Annotated in this window: 13 protein-coding genes; 6 read left to right on the top strand and 7 right to left on the bottom strand. The window is 37.5% G+C overall.

Annotated features, from left to right (window positions below):
- Nucleotides 1-7: 7 nt before the first annotated feature.
- The 5 genes from BFM98_RS10095 to BFM98_RS10075 form a co-directional block, all read right to left on the bottom strand.
- On the bottom strand, nucleotides 8-703 hold the full coding sequence (locus BFM98_RS10095; protein ID WP_066037251.1) for a DUF4274 domain-containing protein: 696 nt from the start codon (nucleotides 701-703) through the stop codon (nucleotides 8-10).
- A gap of 13 nt (nucleotides 704-716) precedes the next feature.
- The gene (locus BFM98_RS10090; protein WP_066037250.1) at nucleotides 717-2,378 is read right to left on the bottom strand and encodes a DUF6138 family protein; all 1,662 of its coding nucleotides are present in this window, start codon (nucleotides 2,376-2,378) and stop codon (nucleotides 717-719) included.
- 65 nt (nucleotides 2,379-2,443) lie between these two features.
- Nucleotides 2,444-3,505, bottom strand: coding sequence for a suppressor of fused domain protein (locus tag BFM98_RS10085; RefSeq protein ID WP_054550400.1), 1,062 nt, complete (start codon nucleotides 3,503-3,505; stop codon nucleotides 2,444-2,446).
- 369 nt (nucleotides 3,506-3,874) lie between these two features.
- The gene (locus BFM98_RS10080) at nucleotides 3,875-4,423 is read right to left on the bottom strand and encodes a hypothetical protein (RefSeq protein WP_036076496.1); all 549 of its coding nucleotides are present in this window, start codon (nucleotides 4,421-4,423) and stop codon (nucleotides 3,875-3,877) included.
- A 337-nt stretch (nucleotides 4,424-4,760) separates the two neighbouring features.
- Entirely contained in the window at nucleotides 4,761-5,483 is a 723-nt protein-coding gene (locus tag BFM98_RS10075) for an SDR family NAD(P)-dependent oxidoreductase (protein ID WP_066037249.1), read from the bottom strand.
- A gap of 357 nt (nucleotides 5,484-5,840) precedes the next feature.
- On the opposite strand from BFM98_RS10075, the gene BFM98_RS10070 reads away from it, so the two are divergent.
- Nucleotides 5,841-7,397, top strand: coding sequence for an S-layer homology domain-containing protein (locus BFM98_RS10070; protein ID WP_066037248.1), 1,557 nt, complete (start codon nucleotides 5,841-5,843; stop codon nucleotides 7,395-7,397).
- Nucleotides 7,398-7,465: 68 nt separating this feature from the next.
- Here the strand turns inward: BFM98_RS10070 and BFM98_RS23905 are convergent, their stop codons facing one another.
- Nucleotides 7,466-7,636 (bottom strand): hypothetical protein, encoded by a 171-nt coding sequence (locus BFM98_RS23905; RefSeq protein ID WP_175400738.1) that lies wholly within the window; start codon nucleotides 7,634-7,636, stop codon nucleotides 7,466-7,468.
- Between the two features lie 92 nt (nucleotides 7,637-7,728).
- On the opposite strand from BFM98_RS23905, the gene BFM98_RS10065 reads away from it, so the two are divergent.
- Nucleotides 7,729-8,715 carry an SDR family oxidoreductase gene (locus BFM98_RS10065; RefSeq protein WP_036076497.1) on the top strand — a complete coding sequence of 329 codons (987 nt, stop codon included), beginning with the start codon at nucleotides 7,729-7,731 and terminating at the stop codon, nucleotides 8,713-8,715.
- A gap of 531 nt (nucleotides 8,716-9,246) precedes the next feature.
- Here the strand turns inward: BFM98_RS10065 and BFM98_RS10060 are convergent.
- Entirely contained in the window at nucleotides 9,247-10,227 is a 981-nt protein-coding gene (locus BFM98_RS10060; RefSeq protein ID WP_066037247.1) for a DUF2268 domain-containing putative Zn-dependent protease, read from the bottom strand.
- A gap of 199 nt (nucleotides 10,228-10,426) precedes the next feature.
- Here BFM98_RS10060 and BFM98_RS10055 point away from each other — a divergent pair, with 199 nt between their 5' ends.
- From BFM98_RS10055 to BFM98_RS10045, 4 genes are all read left to right on the top strand, one after another.
- Nucleotides 10,427-10,651, top strand: a complete 225-nt coding sequence (locus tag BFM98_RS10055; RefSeq protein WP_004224247.1) for a hypothetical protein — start codon at nucleotides 10,427-10,429, stop codon at nucleotides 10,649-10,651.
- A gap of 247 nt (nucleotides 10,652-10,898) precedes the next feature.
- A complete protein-coding gene (locus BFM98_RS23400) occupies nucleotides 10,899-11,024 on the top strand; it encodes a YjcZ family sporulation protein (protein ID WP_083225346.1) in 126 nt (41 codons plus the stop codon).
- Nucleotides 11,025-11,384: 360 nt separating this feature from the next.
- Nucleotides 11,385-11,669 carry a hypothetical protein gene (locus BFM98_RS10050; RefSeq protein ID WP_036076476.1) on the top strand — a complete coding sequence of 95 codons (285 nt, stop codon included), beginning with the start codon at nucleotides 11,385-11,387 and terminating at the stop codon, nucleotides 11,667-11,669.
- A gap of 87 nt (nucleotides 11,670-11,756) precedes the next feature.
- Complete coding sequence (locus tag BFM98_RS10045) at nucleotides 11,757-12,233, top strand: GNAT family N-acetyltransferase (RefSeq protein ID WP_048392488.1); 477 nt, start codon at nucleotides 11,757-11,759, stop codon at nucleotides 12,231-12,233.
- Nucleotides 12,234-12,336: the final 103 nt, after the last annotated feature.

The following is a 12,336-nucleotide window of genomic DNA, read 5'->3' as shown; positions in this document are numbered from 1 at the left end:
TCGCTAGCTAGCACTTTAATTTTTCTTGTAAGGTTAGTGCCATCTCTTTCCATGGTCGCTTCCAATCGGAACTCGCTATCTCTTCCTCTGTTAGTGCTAGCCAATATTCTCCTTCCATTAGCTCAAACATGTCTATCATGGTAATAGGGGCACAAACTGGATTAGCTAATGCTGCGAGCATGGGCTCGGGGCCATCATCCCAGTTATAGCTATTGACAATGGCATGTAAAATAACAGCTGATAATACCTTGCTTATGCGCTGGCACATTGTATTGAGAGAATCCTCGTATAAAATGGCATCAACTTGCTGTTGTTCTTGTGCATTCAAAGTTAGACGGATTGCACCTGGTGTATCTACCAATATATCAGCAATTCTTGCATGCTCCCTTGCCGCAAACCAAGCTGTAGCGGTAATCCCCTCTGGCTCAGATAAATTTACACCCTTTGCAAGTAGTAAAGAAATCACTTCTTTCTGCTTAAACTTTACCGCTTTTTTCAGTGCTGTATCACCAAGCTTATCTCGTGCCTCCAAGTCTATATGCTGTGCCAAAAGAAGCTTGATTCCTTCATGTGGCATTCGATTTGTTATAAAAAGCATCAATGGTGTTCTCCCTCGTGCATCTCGCTCATTTACATCTAATTTAGTAAGGGCCTCCCGAACGACCTCTAAATCCTTGGATTTACTCACTTCCGTCCATTCCATTCGTCTACCCCCTTCAGGAATCCATCCATTGCAGTAATTTCTCAAGTTCATCCCTTATTGGTGCTGATTCTTGCTTTAGTCGCTGAGCAAGCTTCTTGGAACTACCGAATATTCGATATAAAACAAATGGGCGCTGATAATCTGCTTTCTTTTCAAGTTCTTGTCCGAGTGCCACGAGCAAATCTAAATCCATGATGTCAATGTTCTTTATTGGCTTAGCTGATTCACTTGCACCAAGTAAAATAGCTACAAACACAGGCATCATCTCTACTGATAAGCCATGCGCTTCAAGAAAGGCTTCCGCATAAGCATCTTGCACGGATTGATGCTCTGTATCAACGAGTAACATATATCGTTGAACAAGTGGAAAATAATCCTTGCTATAAAGTCCTAATCCAAAAACCGCATAGGTGCTGGGCATAGCTGATTTTTCACTCGGCTCAACATCCTGATACCAAGCAAATTCCTCCATAGCAAGCTGGGCATAGTCCGCTAATAAAGGGAAAAGATTTGGATATTGTAGGCAATTGGCGAAAAATTGATGAAGCTTTGATTTAGCTAACTTTTTAATAGGAAGATAATTTTTCGCTTTACTCTTTAAAGTCAGCTTATAGCCCTTTGGAAAACCTTCTTGTAGCAGTTGAATGATATAGTAAAGGGCTTCACGATAAGCGTTTTCCTCTTCTACCATCACTCGTATATCAATCGTTTGTAAAATATCATTTGCCTGTCCTTCGAATACATCCCGCTTTCTTATACTTTCAAAACGACCGCTTCCTTTTTCCAAATAATTAGCTGCCTGCAGCGAGCCAAGCTGCTTCGCAAGTTCCAAGTATTCTAATCGAGTGGCTGGCTCTTTTTGACCAATCTTCAACGCGACATAAAGAAAGAAATCTAGTTTTTCCTGCTCTAGTTGTTGTACCGAGTCCTCTGTTTTCAATACCCACTCTTTCCTATAATCGCCTGCTTGTTCAAAATAGTGCGTTAAAAAATGCTCCTCTGCCCACTGCTTAAAGGCCATTGTATAATAATAAATCCATTTGTCTAAACGTTCTTTATTCGCCCGATGCTTTTCTTGAAGCCGATGAATAAGTGGTTCGACTTCCTCAGCTGTTTGATGGAAAAAATGTGGATTGACCAAATGCTTCGCAAGGAAAAATTCATCATTGTCACTTGGTCTTACTGGTAGCTCTGCCATCACCTTTGTTTCTATAAAGCTTGCCAGCACTTGTTTCGTTGACGCTAGTTTACGATTATTCAACAGCTCCTTTTGATAATGAAGCACCGTTTTATCATGTTCAAATTCCAGCACAACCTCAAAGCGGTAATCAAAAAATCGGGGACCGTATTGCTCAGATTGAAATACTTCCTCTGTTTTAGTACATAAAGCACTAAAAAGCTCTTCAATATGCTGGACATCTGTAAATTCTTGTATGTATGAACCCGCTTCCACCTTATAGGAGCTATCACTCCAACTAAATGGCTCATAAACATCTATAAAGATTGTGCCATTAGGACTTTTTCCTTTTTTCCAGGCAACTTTCAAATATTGAAGGATGCCTGCTTGTAACCTACTTTGCTCTTTCAGCCCTGTTATTCGTTTACTCTCTTCTTGATAAACAGCCGTGATTTGCTCCCACACAGCCGCTAGAAAATGCTCTACACACTGCTTCACTGTACATCCTCCCTTTCTATTGTTAGAGAAAAATCTCCCGCTAAAGCCTTAGCGAGAGATCCATCTTATCCGATTGTTTTCACAACCGCTCCTTCTTGATTTTTAATATGTGTCTTCAAAATTTGAAAACTTACACCAGCTAAAGAAGAAATAGTGAATTGACTTTCTTGCGGTATCAGCCTCTGACTTAATTCTCCTACCGCTGCCTTGTTCAATGTGATCGTAATCTCTTGACCATTCTCTGAATAACCTACCTGAGGGCCTGCTTTAAATATTATCGTTATTTGTTGACCGACTAAAGTAAGATCTTTATCTTTCAGAATACGTCCACGTAATAATTTACTAATGACAGCTGCTTGCTTTGCTCCAAGTTGAACAACATTAGACGGTTTGTTAAACCAGCTCTTTTTTTCTACTTCCCAAGCAAGTTGATCTACGAAAAGAAACCCCGTATTAGAGCCATCTTCCTCCATTCCTCGCACAACTGCCTCGGCAACTTCAGGATTTTGCAGGAGAGAAGTTCTTGTTAAATCCGTAGTATAGCTTGGTATTTGCTTCATGCCAGCCTGTAGTACACCAAGTGTATTCCATGTCTGCATCGCTTCTAACTCATCCTCTGAAATACCGACCATTTGGATAAACTCCATCTTGCCATTTGGTGTATCGATTTCAGCAAGCTCTGGATCATGTGTAAAGGCTAGTGCCGTTAATTGTGTGTCGGCATCGAGGCAAATCGGACCATTTGCATCCAAATAATCTCCCGCTCTAAATACATTACCACTATTAAACACATATCTGCCCATATTCTGTAGTAAATTCAATGCCCAAGCAGGTGGCTCGTCCTCATCTAGTTGACGTACTAGTCGAAATGTTAATTCAAATCCATATCCACTATAGTCCTTGTTTTCAAATTCCTTTTCATATAGTTCCGAGAAGCCATATGTAACAAAATGCCAATGCGGAATGGATGTTTCGCTTTTATAAACACTAATTCCATCTAAAGGATCTTGTCCTCCTAGTGAATAGGGAATCAAAGTTCCATAATGCTTTGGCTCCTGCTCACCATATACCTGTGCTAATGCCTGATCAATCGCATCCCAGCCAACTGCTGCTATTTCATCACTCATTTCCATATCCTCCTTGCTGATATCACTCGTAGAACGTACGTATCTATTATTTATGATAGCAATTTTATGGTGACTCTTTTAACAGGAATAGGACTCATTTTCCAGTTTCCAGCAACTAGGTTTATTGACATTCTATATGGGGTAAATATGACTAATATTGATGACGCCTTAGCGTAATTGCGTTCATTTTTTTCGAGCTTGCTCGAAAAGTATTGGGACACCATTGAAGCAAAAAGTACAATTTGTACATTTATCGCACCACCGATAAAGAGGTGTTTTTCGCTGAAAGATAAAAAGACAATCCTCTTACAAAATAGAAGATTGTCGCATGAGTGTCTATTTTACTATTTAAACGTCAGGTAGTGCATCTTAACCATATAGCATAGCTGGCTCACGAACCGTTTGTAAATAATCTGCCAATTTCCCTGCAAATACTTTCTCTAAATACGGTAATTGCGCTAGGCAATGAGGCGTCATTAATGCTGGGTTTTGATATATTTTTAGCCCTCCCACCTTTAGTAGCGTCGCTACAAACTGGGAACAAAAATAAGCACGCTCACGTCTCACTTCCTTTTGCATCACCACACCAAAAAGTCCGATAAAATTATATTTATAGCGATCTCGATTCCAGTACATATAACGGACAATTTTCATCATGTCTAAATATTGATAATGTGATATACGACAGCGATAAATAACACAATCCGCACACTCAAATAGCCCTCTTTCTGCATCCTCTCGTAAAAAGCCCCCACTTAACGGATTGTTCAATTGCCTTCGACCAAAGCTATACATTTCAAATAGCCCCTCATCAAAGGCTATGGATGCATGATTCATCTCCTTACCCGTATACATGCCGATCGCTTTTGATAATAACGTCCCTGTTTTGGTTAATACTATGTAAATCGTATGTGCCATATCTTCACCTACTTCAATATTCTCTCTCCTACTACCAATACGTTTTAAATCTTCAAATGGTTTCGTGAATTTCCTTTTTTTATAATTATACACAGCGAATCTTAAATATTTCCTAGTAGAACCTGAAGATTTTCTTAAGATTTGATAGGCTGAAAGTGTTTTTAGAATTGGATTATGACGATGAAAGGATGTTGATTTTTTTACTACCTTTATTTATATGAGCCTAATTGTAGTGTTATGTGTGAAGGGGTCGTGAAAATTTTTTCTAAGGCACGGAATCTATTTGTCCTTTTTATTAAAAGACGCTACTCAATATTGAGTAGCGTTCACTGAGTAATCATGCATTTAAATCCGTTATGGCTGGGACATTAATTTCTTTTACACAGGAGACTGCTGATAGATTAATTACACATTGCACAAGAGAGACAATATCTTGTACGGGGATTCGTGTACCTTCATATAAATGAATGGCTTTTTCCGCTCCTTCTTCATAGGGTACTTCTGCTGCCAGTTCACCAGGATTAATGCATGTGACAGAAATTTTATCTTTCCTTAAATGTTCACGCAGTGCATTTGTAATGCCCCTTACGCCGAATTTAGATGTGACAAATGAAACTTGTGCATTGTTTGTGTGATCTAAGCCTGCTGTAGATCCAATTAAAATAACCTTTCCCTGCTTCGCTTGTCTTAAGTTGGGTAAAAGTGCCTGAATATATGTAATAGTAGAAGTTAGATTGATATTGATTAATTTCGAAATATCCTCTACTTCATCCTTATCAAATGTATAATCATCTTCAAAACCACGCTTTTCCCATACACCCACATTATAAATTAATACATCGAGCGGAATGCCTTGTAACACTTCTTTTAAAGTGGAAATTTGTTGTTGACTAGACAGATCAATGGATAACCAGTGACGATTTACTCCATCATTTAGCTCTAAACTATTGGGTCTCGTTCGTGCTACCATCCATACTGTATCTCCTTTGACAGGTAACCCCTTAACAAATGCATCTCCCAATCCTTGGCTAGCTCCAAAGATAATAAAATTCCTACTCATATTACCATCCTTTCTCATGACAAAATGTAATGAAAACCTGTAGCTTGTTGCCGATCAATATATTCTTAAGTGAAAGGAATTTCTGCCTTTCAAAATTATCGCTACTAACTGAAAAGAATGAATAACTTTCACCTTATTTGATCTTAACGTATTTAATGCTATTAATCTCTTTTTATCACTTGAACTTGCCACTGCAAATTATTGTGAAGAGAACCTAAAGTAGTTGCAATTACACAGCCTTCTGCAAAATAAATCTAGTTAGCTCTGGGTCACTTTATATTTGTTATTCATTACCAATAGAATTTATCTGTTTAAACATGCTATCATTTTGTGGATATTGGTTAAAGCAGGTGAAAGATGAAAAGAAAGCTTATTTATACAATAATGTTCGTTTTATTCTGTTTCGTTTTTTTAATGAATCACATTTCTGTCTCTGCAAGTGGCTTTGATGATATAAAAAAACTGCCGAATCAAATGCAACAAGAAGTACAGGATCTAACAAAAAGAAATATTATTAAGGGAACAACACCGACAACTTTTTCCCCAAACACGACGATTACTCGTGGTCAAGTTGTCGTAATGATGGGACGATATATCGAACAGAACGGCATAGCGAAGGTTGATAAAAATTGGGAGGAAATGGATCGTTTTATGGATATGCCCCTTCGTGTGAAGGATCGTGAATTGCTAAAGTATTCAACTTTACTTTACGATAATGGCATCTTTAAAGGAGAAAATGGACGTCTAAATCCATATAATCACATGACACGAGAACAAATGGCACTAACGTTAAACCGACTTATGGTATTAGCCCGAAACTATTCATTGATTGACTATGCCTATGATTTGCAAAGTGATGTAGTGGATATACAGAAAGCAAATAAAGAAGCTAGACCCTATATAGAGGCACTTAATGCTTTAGGCATTTCCAATGTAGATACTTTCAATCCCAAAAACAGTGTGACACGTGTGCAGTTTGCTTCTTTTTTATCAAGAACAATCAAATTAATTGAGCGCAATCACCATGTTATTCATTTTGAAAAAACAGCTGAAGAGCTAGGATTTCAAAAAATTTCAAATGTAACAACGATCAATAAATCCCATTTACAAGTGTCCTTTTCTAATTCTCTTCTTCATATTTATGCACGCTATGATGGTAACTTTGCCATCGACGAAGAAGTGCTAATTGAAGGGACTAGCCTTTTTGGTCGCCCTCACGAATCACGATTACAGCTAAGAAATCAATTTATGCAATCAAATGCTTTCTCCATTGTAAAAAAATACATTCCAGGTCAACATGGATATATCAATATGAACCTTTTCTTAATGCATAGTTTTACAGATGCGCATTACAAATTATTAGATACAGGAAAAGAATATGGATCAGAAGCAGGATATTTAGATAAACAAGGTATATCTATGTATTTCATAAACAGTGATTCTGGCATAATAGAGCATACAATCAATGGAAATGTATTATCTATGAAAAATGAAGAAATTATAAGAACACCCAAGACGGTGCATTACCGATATTATTTCGACTATCAAGGTGTGATGGTATCTGATACAGATGCCATGAATCATATCGGTGATAAGCGTTACACAGTAACAAATAATGGAGATGTTCTATTGGAAGGAAAAGTACTAAAAGACCGTACATTTTATTATTTACCTATCATTCGGCCGGTACCTTTTCATACCTATAATGATGATTTCGGTGGATTTACGTATACCGATGATGTGACATTGCAACAAATTTTAGCATTCCACAAAACGGACGGACAAAAATCAAGTATTCCCAGACAATACATGCATCCAAAGGTGCTAGTGATTGATGGGAAGAAAAATATATATGGTACAATTAATCTACGGGATGCAACGTTCGGGACTTTCGAAGAGATTAAAAATTATTAATATTCTTATAAATAAAGAAGCCATCTGGTGTTGTTTTTTCAGCATCAGATGGCTTCTTCGTTTACAGTTTATTCATTGTCCCAAATCGGATAATATGACTCGTAGATTGGGTAGCTATAATAAGGTGGTCTTACGCCAATGGTTGGTGTTAACCAGGTGTCATTCAAATAATGGATCTCAAGTGTAGACGCTTCATTTTCTAATAATCGCGTAACTTTTGGGAAAAATTCAACCTCCATTTTCAGTCCTCCTGTTTCCTTCACGGCTTGTTTGGATGTTTAACACAAAAAGCTAAGCTTTCATAGTATATGTTGAAAAGGAGGGATTGGTTATTACTAATCCGAATGACAAGGACTATCGTGAATTATTAGCACAAATCCACTTTTATCAAAAGTGGTTTGAGGACAATAAAAAGGAAGATCCATACCCGCAATATCCTGTCTATGGGAAGATTACGCAATATAAAGAAGTGCCACTTACTCAACCTGAACAAAGACAATTACGCCAACCGGGATTGGAAAGCTTAATGGTTCCTAAGCCCATCATAGAAAATCCTCATTATAAAGGGAGTGGTAAATTAAAGGGAAAAGTTGCGCTTATTACTGGGGGTGATAGCGGGATGGGTGCAGCTGCTGCCATTGCCTTTGCGAAAGAAGAGGCCGATGTGGCCATTGCTTATCTAGATGAGCATGAAGATGCGCTAAGAACGAAAAAAAGAGTTGAAGAATTAGGACAAAAATGTCTGCTGCTTCCTGGAGATCTTCGCTTTAAAAAACAATGTGTAGACATTGTTTCCGAAACGATGAACACTTTTGGTCAATTGGATATTTTATGTAACCATGTTGGGATTCAATTTCAGCAAAATGAGCTGACAGACATCACGGATGAACAGTTTGATGAAACCTTTAAATTAAATGTATATGCTCACTTCTATACGACAAAAGCCGCTCTCCCTTATTTACGAGCAGGAAGCTCCATTATTGGCACTGCCTCCGTTGTGGCTTATGCTGGAGAACCTTTACTCATCGATTATTCTGCTACAAAGGCGGCTATCGTAGGCTGGACTCGTTCCCTAGCTAAAAGCGTTGCCAAAAAACAGATTCGTGTCAACGCGATAGCCCCTGGCCGTATTTGGACACCACTTATTCCTTCTAGCTTTTCCTCTGATGAAAACGCCTTACATGGAACTAATTTATTTAACCGAATGGCTCAGCCCTTTGAAGTCGCCCCTACTTTTGTCTATTTAGCATCAGATGATTCGAGGCATGTTACAGGGCAAGTCTTGCATGTAGATGGTGGCGAATCAACCAATTCATAATCGACATTATATTTAAAATATGTACTAAAAATTTTCTATTAAATGAAAATATAAATTCATCCATAGCAGACAAGGAAAAACCACCTTTTTTATCCATGATGCCTAGGATTATACCTATAATAAAAGCTTTACACCCTTATTTCAATTACTTTTCAATTTACTTACAGTGGTAATGTTTATAAGTTCTTTCACATACATTAATGTCGGGATAGCACCTTTAACATCGCCCCCAAGATGTTTTTGTACAATGCTATCCCTTTTTACATACTCTGTTTAGTTAGAGATTTCCCCAAGTTTTAATTCATTAAAAGCCGTTGCATTGTTCTTGGGAAGGTTCTCCTCATTCCAATCATCCTAATAGGACTGTGCGGCATTACATAAGCCACTGCGATTTAAAACCGTAGTGACTTATTGTTTGTTTTTTTGATTGAGAAAGTCCTATCATTATGCTGCATGTTTTACTAGTCCATGTTGTAATCAGTAAAAGTGCTCTTTAATTTTGTACTCTCACAAATAAGTGTCATAAAATAGTTATTGATAGTGTTCCAAGTATTTTCCTTCTTCGAAAATTTCTTGTGCACTTAAGGCTGTCCAATCCTCTGGTGTTTGTTCAGGATGCAAGTCAAGATAGTTTTTAACCATCTTATAGCCTTCACTGTAACCATAATTTTTCGGTAACCCTTTTCCACCATATAAGATGTCTGAGGTACGATTACTGTCGTACTTATGTAAATCAGGTTCTACTTTAGACCATAATTCCTTGTTGTAAGTTACATTCTTTGCTGTATAGCCGTAGTCAGGATAAACGTTTTTTTCAAACATGACCGCTTTTCCTTCAAAGACGATACTATCCAATACCGAAGCTCCGACATCTTTATTTAAATATTTTTCCGCCCAAACGCTGTGATGGTATTCGTGAGCAACAGTTGACTTTATACCATCATCCAAAACATTTAGATAAAGCGGGAGGATGATTTTGCCCGCTCCTACTGCGAAGGGTATTCTATTATTGGTTGCTGAAGGGAATACACAAACGGCTACATCGCTTTGAGAGGGTAAGAGGTCTGCGGATTTCAATAGCGATTCTTGAATGAGTTTATTGATTTCTGCTTTATGTGTTTCCATTTTTTCACTCACCATTTGTATTTCTGTTAGCCTGCTAGGAACCGTATTAAGCAGAGTTTCTGCCATATGATAATATTCCCCATTTTCAAAACAATCCTGGTAGATCGGTTGAATAACTTCCTTTTTATACAAATCCAGAGTTTCCGAGCTTGAAAGATTCGGATTCTCTTTGACCTTTTCCATATACGGATAAAACAGTTGATTGGCATGAATGATTTTGTATTTTTGTTTGGTTTGAGGGTGCTCAAATGAGAACACCATCTCTTCATCATCTGTTATTTGCTTTTTCTCATGAAGTTGGCTCTCACTTTTTTCTGTTGGTGTACAGGCAGCAAGCATAAGTAGTAAGAGACCTAGAATAAAGGTGATTCCCTTTTTAAATTTCATCCATTCTCCTCCCAATCGTTAATAACTAAAAATTCTTTATAACCCCATATATAACTTATATTACCATAAAAATAGTAATGAAAGAATGATTGATTTGTCAGTATTTAGTTAGCATCTCCACAAACAGAGTGTATGATTTTGTGAAGGTAAGAACCTCTAGCCACGCCTTTCATATATTATAGTGAAAGGAGTGGCTATTGTGCCTTGGCAACATAAAATTCCGTATTTAATCGGTCAGCCTGTTGGTGTTTCTTTTACAAATGGTCAAGGAACTTCTGGTGTCCTCTGTGGCGTATCAGGAGGAAAACTGCTTGTTCTTGAATATTTGTATCAAAGTCAATTTGCCTTAAAGCAATACGACCTTCATATGATTCATGATGTGAACGGCTTCCCCCCTTGTCATACGCAGCAGCCGTTATACTAAAAAAACATCCTAGAACGGATGTTTTTTTACATCGTGTTGAATACCAAAACAATTAGTAGTATTTGTTTCATTATTCTTGATGCTATACAGGCTAACAACTAACTCAAGCTACTATTCCATCATAATAATAAAGTAAAGCTTGCACCGCTTTATTCCCGAATGAAGGGACAACTCATTTTTTCTCTACTCGCTAATACCCCCCTTTTGTCCAATACATACTTTAAAAGAAAGAAAGGAGGTGTGTTTCATGAGTTACTGTAATTTCAATAATTACTGTGGCGGGGACAATGGAAACGGCAATAGCTCTACATTCGTGCTTATTGTTGTACTATTCATCCTTCTTATTATCGTTGGTGCTAGCTTCATGTGTTAATTGATCGTCTCAGGCTTTAGCCTCTGTTCCATTACAGAAGCTAAAGCCTTTTTACCATGAATCGCTACCACAGCTATTCAAATCTCCTCCCCTTTTCGTTTTTTTCTAGCTCATTTATTTTTACTCACAATTAAAAGTTAGTAATTTAGATAGATAACTATCTTAAACCGCTAGCTTCACATAATAATAGTAGTGTAAAGTTCTTGTAACTTTACTTTACACTCCTTTTGGTACTTGGGGTCACTTTCGTCCGAGTGACCCTGTTCTAGCAGCACACATTTAGTTTCTCCTTTTCCCTATCAAGCGGAATCATCGGAACATTCCTACAACAAATTCGTTTTTATAGGAAGGAGGAAAACAATGGGAATTAATTTAAATCTCTGGTCATTTATCTTATCTTTGGGCTGTATTCTATTATTTTTTCTATCAGGTTCAATGAAAGACTTCTTTGACACCTATCTTCATTTCCATCCATTACTGTTGACACTACTCTTGTCTATTGCCTGTTTCTACCTAAGCCTGGTCGGTATGAAAAATGTTAAAAATTTAACGACCTTGCTTCGAGGAATTTTAACAATGGTCATTACACTTATTGTGATGATTAGTATTTCTTTTATTTTACTTTTTGGTACCCTTTTAAGTTAAAATGACCTACCCCCACATTATTTTAATACAAGCCTCCTTGACGAACGTTTGTTCTATGTTTAAACTATTAGAAAAGGAGGCTTTTTTATGCAAGAAACAACGAATATTGAGTTAGTACATTTCTCTGAAAGCTATGTAGAGCAGTTAAATCGTTTTGAATTACCTGAAGAACAACACCAATTTACGGCACTTCCTCAAGAGATTTCAATCGAGAAGGTCGGACAGTATCCAATTGTGATTTTAAGTGGTGGCGTACCTGTCGGCTTTTTTGTGCTTCATGCAACGGACAGAGTCCAACAATATTCTAGTAATCCTCAGGCAATGTTACTAACTGCCCTGTCCATCGACCATCAGCAGCAAGGTAGGGGCTATGCTAAAAAGGCTATGTCTGCACTTGCTGATTTTGTGAAGCAGGAGTTTAAAGAATGTAATGAAGTAGTGTTAGTCGTCAATCATAAAAATATAGCTGCACAGAATTTATATGTCAAAGTGGGCTTTATGGATCATGGAGAAAGAAGAATGGGACCTATTGGTGAGCAAATCGTTATGAATTTGCCATTGTAAAGAAATCGTCACTCATTTGCTTTTCAAAATCGAGACGTACCTTACAAACAACGAAATTCTATTTTCCCCTACCATCTCTAAGAATTTCATTGTTACACCTCCA

Source organism: Lysinibacillus sp. AR18-8, from assembly GCF_001705465.1.
GTDB lineage: Bacteria > Bacillota > Bacilli > Bacillales_A > Planococcaceae > Lysinibacillus > Lysinibacillus capsici.
This window is presented reverse-complemented; position numbering and strand designations above follow the sequence as displayed.